Annotated in this window: 20 protein-coding genes; 12 read left to right on the forward strand and 8 right to left on the reverse strand. The window is 69.9% G+C overall.

From position 1 onward, the window contains the following. Nucleotides 1-96 precede the first annotated feature (96 nt). From IJ15_RS0103490 to IJ15_RS26900, 4 genes are all read left to right on the forward strand, one after another. Nucleotides 97-870, forward strand: a complete 774-nt coding sequence (locus IJ15_RS0103490; protein WP_197059730.1) for an ABC transporter ATP-binding protein — start codon at nt 97-99, stop codon at nt 868-870. Next, nucleotides 867-2,204 carry an ABC transporter permease gene (locus IJ15_RS0103495; protein ID WP_031936959.1) on the forward strand — a complete coding sequence of 446 codons (1,338 nt, stop codon included), beginning with the start codon at nt 867-869 and terminating at the stop codon, nt 2,202-2,204. Before IJ15_RS0103490 ends, IJ15_RS0103495 begins: the two co-directional genes overlap by 4 nt. Nucleotides 2,205-2,420: 216 nt before the next feature. After that, a complete protein-coding gene (locus IJ15_RS0103500) occupies nt 2,421-2,792 on the forward strand; it encodes a PPOX class F420-dependent oxidoreductase (protein WP_031936960.1) in 372 nt (123 codons plus the stop codon). A gap of 75 nt (nt 2,793-2,867) precedes the next feature. Next, complete coding sequence (locus IJ15_RS26900; protein ID WP_269321469.1) at nt 2,868-3,002, forward strand: hypothetical protein; 135 nt, start codon at nt 2,868-2,870, stop codon at nt 3,000-3,002. Nucleotides 3,003-3,021: 19 nt separating this feature from the next. Here IJ15_RS26900 and IJ15_RS0103510 read toward each other — a convergent pair whose 3' ends face one another. Then, nucleotides 3,022-3,402: a winged helix-turn-helix transcriptional regulator gene (locus IJ15_RS0103510; RefSeq protein ID WP_031936961.1), complete on the reverse strand. Its 381-nt coding sequence runs from the start codon at nt 3,400-3,402 to the stop codon at nt 3,022-3,024. A gap of 81 nt (nt 3,403-3,483) precedes the next feature. Here IJ15_RS0103510 and IJ15_RS0103515 point away from each other — a divergent pair, with 81 nt between their 5' ends. Further along, nucleotides 3,484-3,897 carry a RidA family protein gene (locus IJ15_RS0103515; RefSeq protein WP_031936962.1) on the forward strand — a complete coding sequence of 138 codons (414 nt, stop codon included), beginning with the start codon at nt 3,484-3,486 and terminating at the stop codon, nt 3,895-3,897. A gap of 34 nt (nt 3,898-3,931) precedes the next feature. Here IJ15_RS0103515 and IJ15_RS0103520 read toward each other — a convergent pair whose 3' ends face one another. Further along, the gene (locus tag IJ15_RS0103520) at nt 3,932-5,134 is read right to left on the reverse strand and encodes a site-specific integrase (RefSeq protein WP_031936963.1); all 1,203 of its coding nucleotides are present in this window, start codon (nt 5,132-5,134) and stop codon (nt 3,932-3,934) included. Nucleotides 5,135-5,475: 341 nt separating this feature from the next. Between IJ15_RS0103520 and IJ15_RS25450 the strand changes: the two genes are divergently transcribed. Further along, nucleotides 5,476-6,720: a methyltransferase domain-containing protein gene (locus tag IJ15_RS25450; protein WP_081880553.1), complete on the forward strand. Its 1,245-nt coding sequence runs from the start codon at nt 5,476-5,478 to the stop codon at nt 6,718-6,720. 52 nt (nt 6,721-6,772) lie between these two features. Here the strand turns inward: IJ15_RS25450 and IJ15_RS0103530 are convergent, their stop codons facing one another. Further along, the gene (locus IJ15_RS0103530; protein WP_031936965.1) at nt 6,773-7,636 is read right to left on the reverse strand and encodes a hypothetical protein; all 864 of its coding nucleotides are present in this window, start codon (nt 7,634-7,636) and stop codon (nt 6,773-6,775) included. A 126-nt stretch (nt 7,637-7,762) separates the two neighbouring features. Here IJ15_RS0103530 and IJ15_RS0103535 point away from each other — a divergent pair, with 126 nt between their 5' ends. Both IJ15_RS0103535 and IJ15_RS0103540 read left to right on the forward strand, forming a co-directional pair. After that, on the forward strand, nt 7,763-8,047 hold the full coding sequence (locus IJ15_RS0103535) for an ArsR/SmtB family transcription factor (protein ID WP_031936966.1): 285 nt from the start codon (nt 7,763-7,765) through the stop codon (nt 8,045-8,047). After that, the gene (locus IJ15_RS0103540) at nt 8,044-8,451 is read left to right on the forward strand and encodes a VOC family protein (protein ID WP_031936967.1); all 408 of its coding nucleotides are present in this window, start codon (nt 8,044-8,046) and stop codon (nt 8,449-8,451) included. Before IJ15_RS0103535 ends, IJ15_RS0103540 begins: the two co-directional genes overlap by 4 nt. A gap of 13 nt (nt 8,452-8,464) precedes the next feature. On the opposite strand, the gene IJ15_RS0103545 is transcribed toward IJ15_RS0103540, so the two are convergent. Genes IJ15_RS0103545 through IJ15_RS0103565 form a run of 5 tightly spaced genes read right to left on the reverse strand, consistent with a single transcriptional unit; the run spans nt 8,465 to nt 14,293 of the window. Beyond that, nucleotides 8,465-9,898: a lipase maturation factor family protein gene (locus IJ15_RS0103545; protein WP_031936968.1), complete on the reverse strand. Its 1,434-nt coding sequence runs from the start codon at nt 9,896-9,898 to the stop codon at nt 8,465-8,467. Nucleotides 9,899-9,929: 31 nt separating this feature from the next. Next, nucleotides 9,930-10,916 carry an LLM class F420-dependent oxidoreductase gene (locus IJ15_RS0103550; RefSeq protein ID WP_031936969.1) on the reverse strand — a complete coding sequence of 329 codons (987 nt, stop codon included), beginning with the start codon at nt 10,914-10,916 and terminating at the stop codon, nt 9,930-9,932. 34 nt (nt 10,917-10,950) lie between these two features. Continuing rightward, nucleotides 10,951-11,343 (reverse strand): YchJ family protein, encoded by a 393-nt coding sequence (locus IJ15_RS0103555; protein WP_031936970.1) that lies wholly within the window; start codon nt 11,341-11,343, stop codon nt 10,951-10,953. 8 nt (nt 11,344-11,351) lie between these two features. Continuing rightward, complete coding sequence (locus IJ15_RS0103560; RefSeq protein ID WP_031936971.1) at nt 11,352-12,719, reverse strand: metallopeptidase TldD-related protein; 1,368 nt, start codon at nt 12,717-12,719, stop codon at nt 11,352-11,354. Nucleotides 12,720-12,739: 20 nt separating this feature from the next. Then, the gene (locus IJ15_RS0103565; RefSeq protein WP_031936972.1) at nt 12,740-14,293 is read right to left on the reverse strand and encodes a TldD/PmbA family protein; all 1,554 of its coding nucleotides are present in this window, start codon (nt 14,291-14,293) and stop codon (nt 12,740-12,742) included. A gap of 92 nt (nt 14,294-14,385) precedes the next feature. Between IJ15_RS0103565 and IJ15_RS0103570 the strand changes: the two genes are divergently transcribed. The 4 genes from IJ15_RS0103570 (at nt 14,386) to ftsW (ending at nt 19,547) form a co-directional block, all read left to right on the forward strand. Then, nucleotides 14,386-15,564, forward strand: coding sequence for a sensor histidine kinase (locus tag IJ15_RS0103570; protein ID WP_031936973.1), 1,179 nt, complete (start codon nt 14,386-14,388; stop codon nt 15,562-15,564). A 38-nt stretch (nt 15,565-15,602) separates the two neighbouring features. Next, nucleotides 15,603-16,262 carry a response regulator gene (locus IJ15_RS0103575; protein WP_031936974.1) on the forward strand — a complete coding sequence of 220 codons (660 nt, stop codon included), beginning with the start codon at nt 15,603-15,605 and terminating at the stop codon, nt 16,260-16,262. 158 nt (nt 16,263-16,420) lie between these two features. Beyond that, on the forward strand, nt 16,421-17,971 hold the full coding sequence (locus IJ15_RS0103580; protein WP_407983993.1) for an alpha/beta fold hydrolase: 1,551 nt from the start codon (nt 16,421-16,423) through the stop codon (nt 17,969-17,971). A gap of 223 nt (nt 17,972-18,194) precedes the next feature. Further along, nucleotides 18,195-19,547, forward strand: a complete 1,353-nt coding sequence (gene ftsW / locus IJ15_RS0103585; protein WP_197059731.1) for a putative lipid II flippase FtsW — start codon at nt 18,195-18,197, stop codon at nt 19,545-19,547. The last annotated feature ends 93 nt before the right edge of the window (nt 19,548-19,640 follow it).

Consider the following 19,640-nt stretch of genomic DNA (forward strand, 5'->3'; position numbering starts at 1 on the left):
TGCCAGACGCCGGGGTCCGAGAAGGTAGTGCGCGCTCTACCTTCCAGGGGAGGCAGCACCAGTGTTTGCCGGGCGTGAAACCGATCGAATGGATTCATGCCACACGACGCCCCCACCACCGCCCCCTGTGTCCGGCTGCGCGGCCTGCGCATGGATTTTCCCGCTCCCGGTAGGCGCAGTGACTCCACCCGAGTGCTGCACGACATCGATCTCGACATCCCCGATGGCCGACTCACCGCGATCGTCGGTCCCTCCGGGTCCGGCAAATCCACCCTGCTCTTCTGCGCGGCCGGCCTCGAGGTGCCCACCGGCGGCACCGTCGAGGTGCTCGGCACCGACCTCGGTTCCCTCGGCGCCCGCAGACGCGCAGCGTTTCGCAGCGAGCACATCGGTTTCGTGTTCCAGGAGTACAACCTGGTCAGCTCGCTGTCGGTCGAAGAGAATATTGCGCTTCCGGCCCGCCTCGCCGGTCACAAGGTGCCGCGAGCCCGGATCCGCGACGCCATGGACCGACTGGGCATTCGCGAACATGCCGGACGTCGACCCGACCGGCTGTCGGGCGGTGAACGCCAGCGCGTGGCCGTCGCCCGCGTCGTCGCCAATCGCCCGCGCATCGTGTTCGCGGACGAGCCCACCGGAGCGCTCGACCTCGCGTCGGGCCGGGTGGTACTCGACTGGCTGCAGGCCCTGCCCGCGCAGGGCACGACGGTGGTGATGGTCACCCACGACCCGCATGCCGCGGCCCGTGCCGACCACGTCGTCGTCATGGGTTCCGGGCGCGTCCACACGATGCTTCCCGGCGGGGACGGCCACGCCGTCAGCGAAGCGATCCTCGACGCCCAGGCCTCCGCAGTGGATGTGCTCGCATGATCCGCCTCGTCCTCGCCGACATCCGCAGCCAGTCCGCGATGTGGCTGTGGACCGTCCTGTGCGCCACCGTCGGTGGCGCGTGCGGCGCCGGAGCCGTGATCGCGATGCTCACCGCGACCGGTGCGACGCAGGCCGCGGGCGACGCCGACATGACCCAGGCGTCGATCGCCCTGGGCGGCAACATCGTCTTCTTCACGGTCCTCGCTGCAGTCGCCGTCGTCGCCTCCACCGTCGGGCTCACTCTGACCACGCAGCGTCGTGAGCACGCGTTGTGGGTGATCGTGGGCATCCCGCGGCGCCGGGTGCGCCGCGTGCTCGTCACCGAGTTGCTGGTCCTGGGAGTGATTGCCGGTCTGCTCGCGCTGCCGCTTGCAGTCGTGGTGGCCCGCGTGGCGCTGGGGCAGTGGACCGACACCGGTCTCGACCTGCACGGCGCCCATGTCGGATTCGCGCCGTGGTACGTCGGCGTGACGCTGGTCGCGGGCGTCGTGCCCTGCCTGATCGGTGGGTGGGCTGCGGCTCGACGCGCGGCGAGGACCCCCGAGATGCGCGCCTTCCGCGACACGACGGAACCGGGTGCCGGTCCGGGCATCGGCCGCAGCATCCTCGCACTGAGCCTGCTCGCCGGTGTGGTCGGCATGTGGATCCCCGGTCTGGGCTTCGAACTCAGCGGACTCGAGCAGCGCACCGCGTTCGCCTTCGCCGGCAATCTGTTCCTGGTGTGTCTGCTGCTCCTGATGGGGCCGTGGGTACTCACGCCGCTGATGAGACTGTGGACCGCGGTGGTGCCGGCGACCGATGTCGCCTGGCGATTGGCCGTGCAGTCCTGCCGCGACCGTGCGGCGCGCAGCGTCACCACCGTGCTGCCGTTCGCATTGGCGCTGTCGATCGTGGGCATCTTCATGGTGATCGGCAACGCGATGCCCGGCGGGTCGACCGGACTCGACGACGTGCTCGTCGTGCTCGGCTGGGTCTTCGTGGTCTCGTGGGTGGGCGGGCTCGCCGTGATCGCGCTGGTCGGCCGCGAGCGTCGTCGGGACGCCGCCCTCGTCAGCGCGGCCGGGGCGCGTCCCGGAGTGATCGCCCGCTCCACTGTGTACGAGGGCGTCATCTACGCGGCGACCGCGATCCTCTTCGGTCTCGTCACGCTCCTGGTGTCGTGCTGGACCATCGCCGTCGGCGCGCGGACATCGATCGGCGGCGTCGTGAGTGGCCTGCCCTGGCCGATGCTGGGTGGTCTTGCCGTCGCGACCGTGCTCACGACGTGCCTGGCGCTGGCGTGGCCTGCTGTCAGAACATCGCGGATCGACGTCGCCCGTGCACTTCGCGGCTGAGCCTCGATTTCGAAAGCCCCTGTAACGCACTGAGACCAGCGGAAGGCCACGTTGTCCCTGAGGAGATCCTCGCCAGCCTCACCGACTTCAGGCCGGGCCGCGAGGAATTCTTCGGCAACAGCGTTCTGGGAAAGCAATTCGACAACGACACGCAGCAGCTCGAGGGCTGAGTCATCGCGTGACGTTCGGTCCCGTATCCCACGTACCCTGGCGGGCATGACCACACTGAGCGAGATCGGTGCCGCGAAATACGTTCTGCTGACGACCTTCCGGAAGGACGGTTCGGGGGTACCGACCCCACTGTGGGCGGCGATGGACGGCGACCGACTGCTGATGTGGACGGTGACGGACTCGTGGAAGGTCAAGCGGATCCGGCGAAACCCCCGGGTCACCGTGGCCGCGTGCGACGCGCGCGGCAACCCCAAGGGGCCGCAGATCGATGCCACCGCAACGATCCTCGACGACGCCGGCACCGACCGGGCTCGCGCGGCGATCGCCCGCAAGTACGGCATCCTCGGCTGGATCGGCGTCAAGGGCAGTCTGATTCGACGCGGACGCCGTGGGACGGTGGGGGTGGCGGTGACGTAAGTAACGCGGCCGGGAGACGAGCCGATTCACAGGGTGTTCAACGACATTTCTGAAGTACCTAGGGGAAGGCACATCATGGGATCGAACGACATTGCAGCTCAGATCGGGATTTGGCTGCGCGACGGCATGACCGCCGGGAATCCACTGGCCATCGCGGCCGCGGCGATCCTGGTGCCGCTCGGCATGATCTTCGGGTCGACGACCATGTAGTTCGGCGGGACCCGACGGTTCAGCCGTCACCTTCGTCGTCGAATCGGGTGCGGGCATCCTCGATCGCCGGCATGTGGGCATCGGCCCAGGCCAGGAGGACGTCGACGGGGTGCCGCAACGTCTTACCCAGGGGGGTGATCCGGTACTCGACGGCGATGGGTCGGCCGTCGAGTACCTCCCGGACGATGATCCCGTTGCGTTCGAGGCGGCGCAGTGTCGCGGTCAGCGATTTCTGCGTGACGGCGGGGATCGCGCGGCGTAGTTCGTTGAAGCGGCTCGGGTGGTCGCACAGTTCGTTGAGCACCGCCAGGGACCACTTGTCGAGAACCTGATCGAGAAGTTCACGATGCGGAGGGGTGACGGTCAGCTCGCCGGAATCGATGTCGGTGGTATCGCGCACGCTACCTAGTCTCGTTGAAGTGTCCTTCGGTTACCAAGTATCACTGAGATACCTCATTGGATCGATGTGCGAGGAGCACTGATGACCGTTCGGTATCTCACCACCCCTGCCGGCATGACCCGACCCGCCCCGTACCACCACGTCGCGATCGGCACCGGTACCCGGCACGTGCACGTCGCGGGGCAGATCGCCCGCCTCGCGGACGGCACCCCCGTGGCCCCGGACGATCTGGCTGGGCAGGTTGCCCAGGCGCTGCGCAACACCGGAGCCGGGCTCGGCGCCGCCGGCGCGACGTTCGGCGACGTCCTGCGACTGACCTTCTACGTCACCGACTGGCGGCCCGAGAAGATCTCCGAGGTCATGGCCGGTGTCGAACGGGTCGCCGCGGAGATCGGATTGCCGTCCCCCATGCCGCCCGCCTCGCTCATCGGCGTGGACTACCTGTTCGAACCGGACGTCCTCGTCGAGATCGAGGCGACGGCCATCCTCGACTGACGGTGCCGGGTGCCCGGGAGGTCTGCGCCCCGCACTACAGGTCGAAGCCGGCGACCGCATTCCCGGTGAGCGGATTGTGTTCGCGCGCATAGATTTCCAGGGTGGCGGGGTTCTTGTGCCCGGTCTGCCGCATGACTTCGTGCGCCTGGGCGCCGTTGCGGAACGCCTGGGTGACGAACCCGGCGCGCAGGGAGTGCCCGCCGAGTTTCGCGATCTTGGCGGGCGTCAGACCCGCATCGGTGGCGGCTCGCCGGATCACGCCGTGGATGCCCTGCCCGGTCAGGGCGGCCGCGCCGATGTTCCCGTTCACGCGCAGTGGCCGGAACACCGGCGAGGCCGCCACGCCGGGATCGAGATCGGGGTAGGGGGCATGGCAGACGTGGGTGCGGAACGCGCCCGGGTCATCGAGTAGCTGGGCGATAGCGGCACGGCCACCCTGATGGTGAGCGAGGAGGACGTCGAGCCAGCGCCGGTACACGCACGGCGGGCAGGCGCGGTGCCCGACGGCGAACGGCGTGGCCTTGACCATGCCGTCGCCGATCTGGTCGGTCTTCGACCTCCGGACCAGGATGTGGAGTCCGTCCTCCGGGTGCAGGGTGATGTCCCGCAGTTGCAGGCCGGACAACTCGGAGCGACGGAACGCCCCCAGGAATCCGAGCAGGATGACCGCCGAATCGCGGCGTTCACGCAGCCGGTCCTGCCAGGTGTCGGCGTTCTCGCGCATGGTGGCGAGGATGTAGCTGATCTCGTCTCCGAGGAGGGGCGCGACCCGTTTGGTGGGGCGTTCCCCGGAGGCGGCGTACGTCCGGCGGATGCCCGCCAACGTGTCCTTGACGATCTGCGTGCCGCCGGGGGCCGGGCGCGAGCAGGCGCGGTGCCAGTAGTTGATCGACGCCACCCAGCGGGTGAGGGTGTTCGTCGCGTAGACACGGTCCCCGGTGTCGGTGCGCCGGTCGGCGTGTTCGGTGAGGTAGTCGGCGACGGTGTGCGGGTGCGCCGGCATCGGCACATGTCCGCGCTCGGCGCACCAGGCGCGGAACTTGTCCCAGTCGCCCCGGTAGTTCCGGACCGTCGACGGCGCGTGCCGCTGCTCCAGGGCCGCCATGATCCGCGCCTCCGCCGACGCCGACAGCACCGGGGCGGCCGGCTCCGTCTCGGGCACCGCCCGAGGCGTCGAGCGTTCCGGAACGGCGGGCAGCGCGGGTGCGGACACGACGATGTCGCCCTGCTCGCTCACACCCGTGCTCCTCTCGTCGTCCGACGGGGTGAAGCCTACCGAGCGATACCGACAGGTCTGGACGCCCGTTCTCCGGGCCGCCGCCCGCTGTCACAGTGACGGAACTCTGCCAGGTGTCTCCTAGGGCTCCCGACGCGGACAGGGGGCGGAAATCGCCCCTGCGACTCCGGCCCGGTCGCGCCGGAGCCGCGTGTTGCCACCCGGAAACATCCACCCCGCGCCGCGCGCTCCATGACGGCGCTAACTGCCATTAGCGTGAGTTGGTGTCGCGCCTGGTGTTCCGGTGCTGGTCAGGCGGTTGATGCCGCGCATGTCCATTAGTGCTCATGTAATATCCGGTCATGGAGATTCCGCCGTCTCCCGGCCTCGGAGAGCTGCTCCGGTACGTCCGTGAACTCGTCGATCGAGGCGCCGAGGAGGCGTACGGGCGCCTCGGTATCGCGTACCGCCCCCGGTACACGCCGATACTGCGGGCGATGGACGCCGGGGCGGCGACCGTCACCGACATCACCGCCCGGTCGCACGTGACGCAGGGGGCGGTCAGTCAGACCGTCGCGCTGATGGTCGACGACGGCCTGATCGAGCGGACGGGACTCGCCGACGGACGGAAGAGCGGACTGCGATTGACCGCGGCCGGACGCGCGCTCGTCGACCGGCTCGTGCCGCACTGGGAGGACACGTTCGCCGCGATCGCCGATCTGGAGACCGAGACCGGGCATCCACTGCGCCGGGTCCTCGCCGATACCGCCGGCGCCCTGGAGCGCACGGGGTTCGCGGACAGAATCGACCGGGTCCGACAGCGCCGACGGGACCAGGATCTCGCGACGGGCCCGCTCGGCGCCCGGCCGACGACGAACTGGTTCGACCGCGGTGGACGGGACTACGCGCGGTTCCGTCCCGACTACCCGGACCGCCTCGCGATGTTCCTGGCGTCGCTGGCCCCGGCGACGGATCTCGCCGTCGATGTCGGATGCGGAAACGGGCAACTCACCGCGCAACTGGCGGACCATTTCACCGCCACGGTCGGCCTCGACCCCAGCGCCGAACAGATCGCGAACGCCCCTGTGCACGAACGCATCCGGTACCTGCAGGCCCCGGCCGAGAGGCTACCCGTCGCCGATCGCAGCGCGTCGTTGATCACCGCAGCGCAGGCGGCGCACTGGTTCGATCGACCCGCGTTCTACGCCGAGGTCAGGCGCGTCGCCGCCGACGGCGCAGTCCTGGCGCTGATCAGCTACGGCGTCATGGATCTCGAACCCGAGCTCGCCGACCGGTTCCACCGCTTCTACCACCGCGAGATCGGGCCGTACTGGCCCGCGGAACGCGCACTCGTCGACAGCGGGTACGCCGACATCGACTTTCCCTTCGAGCAGTACCCGCCGCCGCCGATGCAGATCACGAAGACCTGGACGCTGGCGGAACTGCTCGGCTACGTCTCGACGTGGTCCGCGGTCCGGCGGGTCGACGAGGCCGGTCGCCCCGAGATCCTGCAGGCATTCGCCGCGGACCTCGCGGACCTGTGGGGCGACCCCCTGGCCACGCGCACCGTCACCTGGCCGATCAACATGCGGCTGGGCATCCTCTGACCACGCTCGATCGGCCGCCCCGGCACGACGGCCCCCGCGATCGCGGCGAGCCTCAAGCGATCACCAGGTCGATGGTGACGAGCACGGCGAGAACTCCGCAGAGCAGCCAGTTGGATGCGGTGTGGGCTGCGGCCGCCGTCCGCACCGCCGGGGCCCGGACCGCGGCCCGCTGCGTCCACAGCCGCCGGAGGTCCTCGTCGACACCGTCCTCACGGTCCCGGCGGTGTTGCCAGTTCCGCGCCCGCACCTCGGCTCGCAGTGCCTGGACCCGATCCCATTCGCCGGCATCGTAGGGTGCGCCGACGGGCAGCGGGGGACAGGGTTCCTCCGGGGGCGGCGCCTCCGTCGCCGACCGGGACTGCGCGTACAGGGCGTCGATCTCCGGCCGGCGCGGCCGTACCGCGTGCAAGTACACCCATTGGTAGTAGATCCCGCTGACTGCGAGTGCGACACCCGCCGCGATCGGAATCCCCATCATCAGGTGGGCGAGGCCGAACACGACCGGTGTCCGGATCCGGCGACCACGACTCCACGTCTCGGCACCCTCCCGGAACATACGCTCCTCGTTGTGCGCGAACACCGGTATCAGCAGGACCAGGATCGCCGGGATGGCCACCGCCGTGAGTGTCCACCCGAGACCGTCCCGGCCGGTCTGCCCGAAGGCGATGTTGCCGGATCCACCGACCGCACTCCACCAGCCGAACCGGGTGACCGGTGCGACGGTCATGACGGCCCAGAACGTGGTGGCCACCAGGGTCACCTGCGCGATGGCGCCCGGAATCATCCACCAGCGCAGCGCACGCACGGTCGCCGCGTAGTCGGCCCGGGTCTCCGGGCTGCGGATCAGGCGCCGCACCCACAGTGCCATCGTTGCGGCCACCGCCACCAGGACGGTCGCGGAAACAAGATCCCCCACGGACGCCTCGAACCCCCGTCTTCGTCGCGGCCGCGTTCGACGCGACCCCTTGCCGGTGGTGACAGTTCCACACGGCACCGACAAACCGGCTTGATATGCAAGTGGGCACTTGCCTATAGTGGCGTCGTGGCCGACGTCTATCGCGCTCTCGACGACGAGACCCGCCGCGTCATCCTCGACGAGTTGGCGGCGGGCGACGGGCAGACCCTGTTCGAGATCTGTTCCCTGCTCACCACCCGGCACGGCCTCGGCCTCACGCGCCAGGCGATCTCCCAGCACCTCGCGGTGCTCGAATCCGCGGGGCTGGTGGTGACCGAGCGGCGGGGGCGGTCCAAGTTCCACTACTTCGACCCGGGGCCTCTGTCCGAGATCGCCCGGCGCTGGCCCAACGACTCCAGGAGCGAACCATGAGAATCAAGCTGACCAGCATCTTCGTCGACGACCAGCGGGCCGCGCTCGCCTTCTACACCGATGTTCTTGGGTTCACGAAGCACCGGGACATTCCGCTGGGCGACGCGTCGTGGCTGACCGTCGTCTCACCCGAGGTCCCCGACGGGCCGGAACTGCTGCTCGAGCCGTCCGGTCACCCGGCGGTCAAACCGTACCGGGACGCCCTGGTCGAGGACGGCATCCCGCTCGTCCAGTTCGCCGTCGACGACGTCCACGCCGAGCACGCCCGGCTGACCGGCCTGGGTGTGGTGTTCACCCAGCCGCCGACGGACATCGGCGCGGCCGTCGTCGCCGTCTTCGACGACACCTGCGGCAACCTCGTCCAGATCATCGCCGAGAAACCGGACGCACTCCCCGGCCACTGACGCCGCCGGCATCTCACCGCACCTGCCGCAGCGACACCGCCGGCACGAACTCGACCTCGAACGACCGCGCCCACCAGTCCCCGGTGATGCGATGCTCCTCGCGGGTGGTGAACCGGTAGCGGAACATCCGGGCCCGCACGTAGACCGGCGGCCGGTCGGGGAAGGGATTGTTCTGCAACAGTTTCAGTGTGTCGGCGTCGCCGGTGAGGAGGCGGGTGACGAGCCCGCCGAACCACGGCGCCGCATAGCCGGGGGAGATCGCCGCGAACCACATCAGCCAGTCCAGCCGCAGGTGGTAGGGCGCGAACTGGCGCGGTCGTCGGCCCAGGTCGCCCGGTTTGCCCTTGAACTCGTAGGCCCGCCACTCACTGTCCGCGCTCGCGGTCGCGTCGGCGGTGCCCTCGAGGACGATCTCGTGCCGGGTCTTGGTGACGTGCCCGAACGCGCCGTAGGTGTTCACCAGGTGCCACGGATCGAACGACGCATTCATCATCTGATGACTCGAGAACATGTTCCGGACCGGGCGGTAGCTGAGGGCCGCGACCGCGACCGTCACGGCGGTCACCAGCACCGCGAACCACACCGGGGCCGACGCGACACCGGACGGGGACGAGACCGGCAGCACGAACTCCCAGAACCCGTCGGGCAGCACGGACAGCCCCAGCACGATCGCGAGCCAGTTCAGCCACGCGAAGTTGCCGCTCACCACCAGCCACAACTGGGTCACCACCATGATCGCGGCGGCGCCACCGGCCACCGGTTGCGGCGCGAACAGGAAGAACGGCACGATCAGCTGCGTGAAGTGGTTGCCGGCCACCTCGACCTTGTGCAGCGGCCTCGGCAGGTGGTGGAAGTGCCAGCTCAGTGGGCCCGGCATCGGCTGCGTCTCGTGGTGGTAGTACAGGCAGGTCAGGTCCCGCCAGCAGCGGTCACCGCGGATCTTGATCAGCCCGGCGCCGAACTCGAGACGGAACAGCAGCCACCGCAGCAGCAGCAACGTCAGCACCGGTGGTGCGGTGTCCCAGTTTCCGAGGAACACCGCCAGCAGTCCCACCTCGAGCAGCAGCGATTCCCACCCGAAGCTGTACCAGAGCTGCCCGATGTTGACGATCGACAGGTACAGCCCCCACAGCAGCAGCCACCCCAGCATCGACAGCGGCAGCGGCAGCCGGTCGATCAACCCGAGCAGCGCCAGCCCTGACAGTCCCACGCCGGTCCACGCGACGGCCGCGAACAGTCGGTCGGAGTAGCGCACCTGGAAGATGCTCGGTGCGCGCTGCCAGCGCGTCGCGTCGAGGAATCGCCGCGCCGGCAGCATGCCGTGGTCGCCGATGAGTGGTTTGAACTGATGGGTCGCCACCAGGAACGCAGCGAGGTAGATCGCGGCCAGCGCTTCCTTGAAGAGCAGCCGCGACAGCCAGTAGCCGTCCGCGTCCCACCAGTTCACAGCAGAGCCTTCTGCCGTGGACGCTACTCGCTCACCTCAGGTGCGGCAGCACCTCGTTCTCGAGCAGTTCCAGACCGGACGTGTCGTATGCCGCCTCGGGGACGTAGAAGATCGCGTACTCGAGGCCCTGCTTCTTCAGCGCGGTGAGGTTCTCCACGATCTGCTCCGGGGTGCCGACGGCCGGCATGCCGCGGAAGGCGTCCAGCGAGGCGTCGGCCTTCTCCGCCCCGACGATGGGCTCGAGGCGCGCCCGCAGTGCCTCGAGCCGGTCGCGTACCTCGGCCTCGGTGCGGCCGATCGCGACGTTGTAGTTCGCGGACCGGGTGATGGCGTCGAAGTCGGTGCCCACCTCCGCGCAGTGTCGGCGCAGGACCTGCGACTTGTGCGCGAACGCCTCGGGGGTGCCGGTGAAGTTCGTGTACTGCGCGTACCGGGCCGCGATCTTCAGCGTCACCTTCTCGCCGCCGCCCGCGATCCACAGCGGGATGCCGCCGTCCTGCAGCGGCAGCGGTCGGACGATGGCGCCGTCGACCTGGTAGTGCTTGCCGTCGAGGGTGGCGCTGCCGGTGGTCCATGCCTGCTTGAAGATCTGGACGCCCTCGTCGAGGCGACCCAACCGCTCACCGGCGGAGGGGAACCCGTACCCGTAGGCGCGCCACTCGTGCTCGTACCAGCCGCCGCCGATGCCCATGTCGACGCGGCCGCCGGAGATGAGGTCGGTGGTGGCGGCGACCTTCGCGAGATACGCGGGGTTGCGGTAGCTCATCGCAGTGCACATCTGACCCAGCCGTACCCGCTCGGTGACCGCCGCGAACGCCGCCATCAGCGACCATGCCTCGTGCGTCGCCTCGTCGGTGGGTGCGGGGACGGTGTGGAAGTGGTCGTACACCCAGATCGACTCCCACGGCCCCGCGTCGGCGCGCAGTGCGAGGTCACGCATCACCCGCCACTGCTCGGCGGGGTCGATCCCGACCAGGTCCAGTCGCCAACCCTGGGGCACGAAGAGTCCGAAACGCATGGTGGGTCCTGTTCTCGAGAGGTGATCCGAGCGCCTACTGCACGGCGTCGACGTACAACCATCGTCCGTCCTCGCGGACGAACGTGCTGTGTTCGCGCATCGAGCCGCGTTCGCCGTGATCGACGTAGTGCGCGACGAACTCCACGGTGCCGGTGGTGTCGAGCAGGCCGCCGCCCGCCGTCGCCACCACGTCCAGGCGCCGCCACACCTGTTCGGGGTCGAGGTCCAACCGCGCCGGCCGGGTGCGCGGATGCCAGGTCCGCAGCAGGTACGCCGCGTCGCCGACGGCGAAGGCCGCGTACCGCGAGCGCATCAACTGTTCCGCGGTCGGCGCCTCGGCGTCGCCGCGGTGGAAGCGTCCGCAGCACAACCCGTACTGCTCGCCCGACAGGCACGGGCAGCGGTCGTCGTTCGAGATCGTGGCCATCGGAAACCTCACTGCGCCTGGCTGACGGAGGACATGTGGAAGTCCGGGATCCGCATCGGCGGCATCGCGGTCCGGGTGAACCAGTCCTTCCATTCCCGCGGCAGCGTCGGCTCGGTGGCACCCACCTCGGTGGTGCGGCGCAGCAGATCGAGCGGGCTCTCGTTGAAGCGGAAGTTGTTGACCGCGGCGGTGACCGCGCCGTCCTCGACGAGGTACACCCCGTCCCGGGTCAGCCCGGTGACCAGTGCCGTCGCCGGATCGACCTCCCGGATGTACCACAGCGTCGTCAGCAGCAGTCCGCGTTCGGTGCGCGCGACCATGTCGTCGAGGGACGCGTCGCCGCCGCCGGTGAGCAGCAGGTTGTCGCCGGGCACGGCGACGGGCGCGCCGAACTCGGCCGCGGCCGCACGCGGATACGCGAGGGCGTTGATCGTGCCGTCCCGGATCCAGTCCACGCGAGCGGCATCCATACCGTTGTCGAACACCGACAGGGTGTCGCTCGACGAGGTGGTCGCGACGAACGGGGCGTACCCGAGGCGGTCGGCGTGCGGATCCGAGAACAGGGTCAGGGGGATGTCGGTGAGACGCTCGCCGACACGGGTCCCGCCGCGGCGGGACAGCGCGGTGTGACCCTCTTGCGCGCCGCGGCCCTCCATCGCCCACATCAGCGGAATCATCAGGTCCGACACCGCCGACGGCGGCAGCACCGTCTCGTACCGTCCGGCCGGCAGGGCGACCGTGCGGGCCGACCAGTCCAGTCGGGTGCCCAGGTCGGCGAGCAGTCCGGGGATTGACACGTCCGTGAAGTCGAGGCTCGAGGTGCCCACCCACGCGCTGGCGTCGCCGCGCTTGCCGTTGATCTCGATCGACCCGGTGGGCTGGGTGAAGCGGCGCCGGATCCCCGTCGAGGTCCCCAGCCACGTGGTATGCACCTGGTGGTGCGCGAACCCGTACAGCCGGTCGGCGCCGGCGAAGCCGTCGGCGAGTCCGGGGACCAGGCCCTCGAACACCCCGACACCGGTGGTCGCCGGACCGTCGGCCCAGTCAGCGCCGGGGGCACCGTCGGCGGTCAGCAGCGCCATCGCGTCCTCGGCGGGCTGCGCGGCGCGGGCGGCCGCCTCCGCGGCCCGGACCACGTCGGCGACCGAATCGGCGTCGACGGTGGACGAGGTCACGGCACCGACCCTGGCGGATCCGTCGGTGGAGCGAATCACCGACAGCACTGTCCACGACCGGGACGTCGAGACCCCGTTGGTGGTCATCGAATTGCCCGCCCAGCGCAGCGACGCCTCACCGGCGTCGGTGACGAGGACCATCGCCTCGTCGACGGTGGAGAGCGCGAGCGCCCGCTCCACGAGGTCCTGCGCCGCGATCACCGTGGGCCCTCCGCTGGTCGTCACTGTCCGCCTTCCGTCCGGGTGTTGAGCACGTTGACGCCGCGGAACAGCGCCGACGGGCAGCCGTGGCTGACGGCCGCAACCTGTCCGGGCTGGGCCTTGCCGCAGTTGAACGCGCCGCCGAGCCGCCACGTCGACGGCCCGCCGACCGCCTCCATCGACCCCCAGAAGTCGGTGGTGGTGGCCTGGTAGGCGACGTCGCGGAGTTGACCGGCGAGCTCACCGTTCCGGATCCGGAAGAAGCGCTGGCCGGTGAACTGGAAGTTGTAGCGCTGCATGTCGATCGACCAGCTCTTGTCGCCGACGACGTAGATGCCGTCCTCGACCCGGGAGATGAGGTCGGCGGTGCTGCTGTCGGTGGCGGGGTCGGCTTGCAGCGACACGTTCGCCATCCGCTGGATCGGCACGTGATGGGCCGAATCGGCGTACGAGCAGCCGTTGGACCGCTCCAGTCCGAGCCGGGGCGCGAACACCCGGTCCAGTTGGTAGCCGACGAGGACGCCGTCGCGGACCAGATCCCAGCGCTGCGCGGCGACCGCGTCGTCGTCGAAGCCGACGCTCGCCAGCCCGTGGGTCTCGGTGCGGTCGGCGGTCACGTGCATGAGGGGGGTGCCGTACTGCAGGGTGCCGAGCAGGTCCGGGGTCGCGAACGAGGTGCCCGCGTACGCTGCCTCGTAGCCGATGGCGCGATCGTATTCGGTTGCGTGACCGATGGATTCGTGGATGGTCAACCACAGGTTGGTGGGGTCGATGACCAGGTCGGTGGGGCCCGCGCCGACGCTCGGGGCCGCGATCTTCTCCGCGAGCAGGCCCGGGATCTCGGCGAGCTCGGCGTCCCACTCCCAGCCGGCGTCGCCGCCGAGGTACTCCCAGCCGCGTCCGACTGGCGGCGCGAGCGTGCGCATCGTCTCGAAGGTGCCGGCGTCGGCGTCCACCGAGGTGGCCTCGAGTTCGGGATGCAGCCGGACCCGTTGCTGCGTGATCGTCGACCCGGCGAGGTCGGCGTAGAACGTCTGCTCCTTGACCTGCAGGCAGCTCGCGGTCACGTGGTCGACCCCGGGCGCGGACAGCAGGCGCCGCGACCAGTCGCCGAGCAGCGCCACCTTGTCCGACGTGGACACGGCGAACGGATCGGTCCGATACTCCGAGACCCATGTCGCGTCCGCGTACACCGGCTCCGGAGCCAGTTCGACGCGTTCCCGGTTGAGCGACCGCAGCGCCCGCGCCACCTCGACCGCCTCCGCCGCGACCGCGGCGGCGGTCGCCGGGGACAGTTCGGCATGCGACGCGAACCCCCACGTCCCGTCCACCACGACCCGCACCGCGAACCCGGCCTCCACGCCGTCGTCGACGGACTGGACCTTGCCGTCCCGCAGCCGCAGCGACTGCGTGACCAGACGGTGCACCCGCAGATCGGCGTGCTCGGCGCCGGCGGCGCGGGCCGCGGACAGGGCGGCCGCGGCCAGCGCGCGGAGCGGAAGATCGGTGAACTCGGCGTCGACCGGATGGTCGGACGCGACTGCGCGCGGAACCGCGCCGTGGGTGACGATCACCGGCCCAGCCTAGTCTGCGGTCTGGGGGGCCCGACTCCTCGAACGGGATCGGCCGCCCTGCCCGGGGGATCGTGCCCCCTAGGCTGCTGACGGTGCGGAGATTCAGTCTGTGGCTGCGGGAGCGGCCCATGGTGGCGGACTCGATGCTCGCCGGGCTGCTGTTCGCGCTCGAGATCGCGTCCGCGATCGGACAGACGGCGCCGGTCCTGTACGTCGTCACCGGCGCCGGGCTGTGCCTGCCGCTGGTGTGCCGGCGCCGACACCCCCGCACGGCCGCGACCGTCGTGCTCGTCATGTCGATCGTGTGCACGGTCACGCTGTACGCGACCGGCGACGTCGCCGAGAACTCGCACCCGGGCGTGTTCGCGCTCGCGGTGTCGCTGTACACGCTCGTCGCCTACGTGGGCCGCCGTGCCGCCGCCTGCTACGTCGTCGGACTGGTCGCCGACACCGTGGTGTCGATCGTGCTGCTGAATCAGCACGCGGTCCTCATCGGGATCCTCTCCGCGCTCGCCTACACGCTGTCCTGGATCCTCGCCGAGTTCCTCGGTGCCCGGCGCGCCTACGACGACGAGGTCGCCGCGCGCCTGACCATCGCGGAACTCGACCGGGACCGGCGGGCGGAGGATGCCGTCTACGCCGAACGGACCCGCATCGCCCGCGAGCTGCACGACGTCGTCGCGCACGCGGTCAGCGTGATGATCGTGCAGGCGGACGGTGCGTCGTACGCACTGCACCGGGATCCGGAGAAGGCGGAGCGGGCGCTGTCGAACATCGCCGGCACCGGTCGGCAGGCACTGTCCGAGCTGCGCCGCACCGTCGCGTTGCTGCGCTCGCCCGAGACCCCCGACGAGATGCCGCAACACGGCACCGCCGGCCTCGCCCGCCTGGTGCAGACGATGCGCGATGCGGGGCTCGCCGTCGAACTCGTCCAGTCGGGGGCCATCGACGACGTCAGTCCGTCGGTCAGCCTGGGCGTGCACCGGCTGGTGCAGGAGTCGCTGACGAACGTGCTCCGGCATTCGGGTTCGAACCCGAAGGCGTGGGTGCACGTCGCGCGCCGGGACTGCGACGTCCTCGTCGAGGTCGTCGACAACGGCAGCACCCGCTACGGGACCGCCGCGGCCCGCCAGCGGATCGTCGGCTCCGGCAACGGCCTTGTCGGGATGCGTGAACGTGTCGCGGTGCTCGGCGGCACCCTGGAGGCGGGACGTCGGCCCGACGGTGGCTGGACCGTGCGCGCGGCGATCCCACTCGACCCCGACGAATGACGATGCGCCCGGGCCTCGCCACCCACTAGATTCGTCGGGTGCCCATCTCCGTGCTGCTCGTCGACGACCAGGAACTCATGCGGATGGGGCTGAACATGGTCCTCGACGCCCACGACGACATCGTCGTGGTGGGGGAGGCCGCGGACGGCGCCGGTGCCGTCGAGGCTGCCGCGGACCTGCGGCCGGACGTGGTGCTGATGGATGTGCGGATGCCCGTGGTCGACGGGGTGACCGCCACCGAGCGGATCCTGGAGGCCGGCGGGCCCACCCGGGTGCTGGTCATGACCACCTTCGACGTCGACGAGCACGCCCTCGGCGCGCTGCGCGCCGGGGCCAGCGGATTCCTCCTCAAGGACACCCCACCCGAGGACCTCGTGTCGGCGATCCGCAGCGTCGCCGCCGGTGACGCGGTCGTCTCACCGCGGGTCACGAAGCGGCTGATCGCGCGGTTCATCAGCGACGACGTCCCGCCGTCCCGCGACCCGGCGATGCTCGACGTGCTCACCGACCGCGAACGCGAGGTGCTGTGCCTCGTCGCGGGGGGCCTGTCGAACTCCGAGATCGCCCAGCGCCTCCACCTGTCCGAGGCCACCGTGAAGTCCCATGTCGGCCGCGTGTTCGCCAAACTCGGCGTGCGCGACCGTGTCCAGGCCGTCGTCCTGTCCTACGAGACCGGGCTGGTACGTCCCGGTACGTGACACCGCGGAACCGCCGGGCGCCCAACTGGCGCCGATTGGATTCGCGGAACGTGGACCCGCGAACTACGGTCCTGGATGTGCTGAATTCGGGGAGCAGTGTTCGGAAGTTTCGGTCCCGCAGCCGGCGGAGTGCTCGCGTCGGTGCCGTCGCGATCGGTGTGACGATCGGATTCGGGTCCGTCGCGGCACCGTCGGCCGCCGCGGACCCGACCGACGGTTCACTCGCGTGGGGCCCGTGTCCCGCCGAGTACGCGCTCGATCCGGGCACCGACGAGTGCGGGACCGTGACGGTGCCGCGCGACTACGCGAATCCGACCGCCGGATCGATCGACGTCCTGGTCACCCGGCACCGCGCCGAGGACCCGCTCGCACGACGAGGCGTGCTGTTCACCAATCCCGGTGGACCCGGCGGCGACGCGATCGGGTCCAACAGCATGATCGCGCAGGCACTTCCCGAGCAGATCCGCCGGCAGTGGGACTTCATCGGTGTACAGCCCCGGGGTCTCACGCACGCCGGCGGCGTCGAATGCGCCGTCACCCCGGAGCTGTCGGCCGCGATGAACGTCGGATTCTCGGGTGGTGCGGCGCGTCTGGCGTGCGACGGGGCGGCACCCGGCGCAACCGCGCACATCACGACGGAGAACACCGCCCGCGACTGGGAGCAGGTGCGGCTCGCGCTCGGTGTCGACGTGATCGACATCTACGGCCTGTCCTACGGCACGATCCTCGCCTCGACCTACGCCACCCTGTTCCCGCAGCACACGGGGCGGATGGTGCTCGATTCCTCGGTCGATCACGACTGGCTCTGGAACGACGTCCTGTGGCATCAGAACGACGGCTACAAGACGCGCTTCTACGACCTGATGGACTGGATCGCCGCCAACGACGCGACGTACGGCCTGGGCGACACGCCGCTGAAGGTGTACCAGCGCTGGTCCGACCGCATCGTCGAGGAAGCGGGCGGCAACCCCACCCTCGCGCCCCCACCGGCCGGGATCGGAGACGTCCCACCCGGCCTGGAGAGCGTCGCCGCCGCGTACCGGGCCGGGGTCGACCTGACCGGTCCGGCCCGGGTGCAGTTCGAAGCCTTCCTGCGGCGTCTCGGCGATCCGGCCCACACCCAGTCCGCGTCGAGCATCTATGCCCTCACCCGTCAGGCGCTTCCCGCCCGGAACAACTGGCCGATGGTCGCCCGCGTCATCCGGGACGGCATCGGGGCACTTCCCGAAGGCGTGTCGGGTGACGTCACCGCCGACCAGCTCGACTCGATCGTGCGCGCCCAGCTGATGCAGGCGCTGGTCCTGTGCAACGAGAACTCGGTCGCGCCCCGCCCGGAGCGTCTCCCTGGCTGGCTCTTCTCGACGTTCGTCACCGGTGACCTGTTCGACGCCGTCGGCTACGGCTACAGTGCCGGCCCGGGATGCGCCGGCGCACCGCCGGTGACCGCGCTACCGGAGTTCGGCAACAAGGGTTTGGCCACGGCGCCCCTGGTTCTGCAGGGCTTGCGGGACCCGCAGACCCCCTACGCCGGCGGGGTCCAGCTCGCCCACGACATGGACGCTCACCTGGTCACCGTGGAGGGCGGAGACCACGGCGCGGCCATCCAGGGCGGCAACACCACGGTCGACACCGCGATCACCGACTACCTGTCGACCGGGGCCACCACCGTCACCCGTGCGCCGCAGGCACCGATAACCGCGCCGCTCTGACGGCTGCCCGCTGCACCGTGACCCTGCCGGATCGCGGTGCACCCGATCCGCACGTCCCTGTGATGCGTGGGGCCCATGGGATCATGGAGGCGTGAGAGCACAGTCGGAGAGGGACGGGGCGGGGGACAGGGCACGAACCCGCACGGGAGGCCCCCATCCTGGGGATTCCCGCGGCAGGAAACGGGACCGCGTCCCCCGGGAGGGCGGGGCGGACCGCTCCCCGATGACCCGACTGGGGGTATGGTCGGCGCGGCCACTGTTCGACTTCCACGTCATCCTCAGTGTGACGGCCCTGCTCGTCACCGTCGGCCTGACGATGGTGCTGTCGTCGTCGAGCGTCGAGTCGTTCGTTTCGTCCGGATCGCCCTATGCGCGGTTCCTGCCGCAGGCCCTCTACGCCGCAATCGGCATCGTCGCGTTCATCGCCATCGTCCGCATCAGCACCCGGACGATCCGGGCGCTGGCCCCGTGGCTGCTCGGCATCGCCGGTGTCCTCCTGGTCCTGGTCCTCATCCCGGGCATCGGCGTCGAGCAGATGGGCGCCCGCAGTTGGTTCGTCGTCGCCGGAGTCTCCTTCCAGCCATCGGAGTTCGCGAAGGTCGCACTGGCCATCTGGTGTGCGCATCTCCTCGCGACGTACCTTTCCGCGGGAATCGACGTCAACAAGTCGCTCAAACCGCTGGCGCTGATGAGCGTCCTGGTCATGGCCCTGGTCGTGCTCCAGCGCGACCTCGGCACGATGATCACCATCGGCATCATCCTCATGGCGATGCTCTGGTTCGGCGGATTCCGCACCCGTACCGTCGCCGCGATCACGATCACCGGCGGCGTGGCCTCCATCGTCCTCGGCCTGACCGCGGGGTACCGCTCCGATCGGATCAAGGCATTCATGAATCCGACGATGGACCCGCAGGGCCTGAACTACCAGACCATCCAGGCCAAGTACGCCCTCGCGAGCGGCGGATTGTTCGGCAAGGGTCTCGGCCAGTCGGACGCCAAGTGGAGCTACCTCCCGCAGTCGCACAACGACTTCATCTTCGCGGTCATCGGTGAGGAACTCGGCTTCCTCGGCGCGTTCCTGATCGTCGTGCTCTTCGCGATCGTGCTCCTGGTCGGGATGCGCATCTCGCAGCGCTCGACCGACCCGTTCCTGCGCATCCTCACGGCGGCATCGACCACCTGGATCGTGCTCCAGGCCTTCATCAACATCGCCTACGTCGTCGGCCTCATTCCCGTCACCGGCCTCCAACTCCCGCTCATCTCCGCCGGCGGCACCTCGATGATCACCACGATGATGATGTTCGGTTTCATCGCGCACGCCGCGCTCCGCGAACCCGAAGCGGTCGTCTCGCTCCACAGCGGCGGTAGCCGGTGGATGCGCACGGTGTTCGGCAGCCCGACCGAATCGCCGAAGGCGCCACCCGTTCGACGTGCCCGCGTCGAGCGGACCCCCACCGATCCCGGGCGGGGTGCACGCCGGCCGGCACAGACACGGACCCGCGAGCGGGAGGCGCCCACCGATCGGCGGCCGAGGGAACCGCGGGTGCGGTCGACAGCCCGCCGATCGCACAGGTAGAACGAGGAGGCCGGCACAGTGATCAAGGTGATCCAGGTGGTCTCGACCACGGACAGGCAGACCTCCCACCAGGCCGTCCGGGCACTTCGGTCG

It is taken from the genome of Prescottella defluvii, from assembly GCF_000738775.1.
Lineage (GTDB): Bacteria > Actinomycetota > Actinomycetes > Mycobacteriales > Mycobacteriaceae > Prescottella > Prescottella defluvii.

Bases quoted from the DNA above. Each gene is read 5' to 3' on its own strand.
- IJ15_RS0103490 (WP_197059730.1), top strand. From the start codon at position 97: ATGCCACACGACGCCCCCACCACCGCCCCCTGTGTCCGGCTGCGCGGC.
- IJ15_RS0103495 (WP_031936959.1), top strand. From the start codon at position 867: ATGATCCGCCTCGTCCTCGCCGACATCCGCAGCCAGTCCGCGATGTGG.
- IJ15_RS0103500 (WP_031936960.1), top strand. From the start codon at position 2,421: ATGACCACACTGAGCGAGATCGGTGCCGCGAAATACGTTCTGCTGACG.
- IJ15_RS26900 (WP_269321469.1), top strand. From the start codon at position 2,868: ATGGGATCGAACGACATTGCAGCTCAGATCGGGATTTGGCTGCGCGAC.
- IJ15_RS0103515 (WP_031936962.1), top strand. From the start codon at position 3,484: ATGACCGTTCGGTATCTCACCACCCCTGCCGGCATGACCCGACCCGCC.
- IJ15_RS25450 (WP_081880553.1), top strand. From the start codon at position 5,476: ATGGAGATTCCGCCGTCTCCCGGCCTCGGAGAGCTGCTCCGGTACGTC.
- IJ15_RS0103540 (WP_031936967.1), top strand. From the start codon at position 8,044: ATGAGAATCAAGCTGACCAGCATCTTCGTCGACGACCAGCGGGCCGCG.
- IJ15_RS0103550 (WP_031936969.1), bottom strand. From the start codon at position 10,916: ATGCGTTTCGGACTCTTCGTGCCCCAGGGTTGGCGACTGGACCTGGTC.
- IJ15_RS0103555 (WP_031936970.1), bottom strand. From the start codon at position 11,343: ATGGCCACGATCTCGAACGACGACCGCTGCCCGTGCCTGTCGGGCGAG.
- ftsW (WP_197059731.1), top strand. From the start codon at position 18,195: ATGACCCGACTGGGGGTATGGTCGGCGCGGCCACTGTTCGACTTCCAC.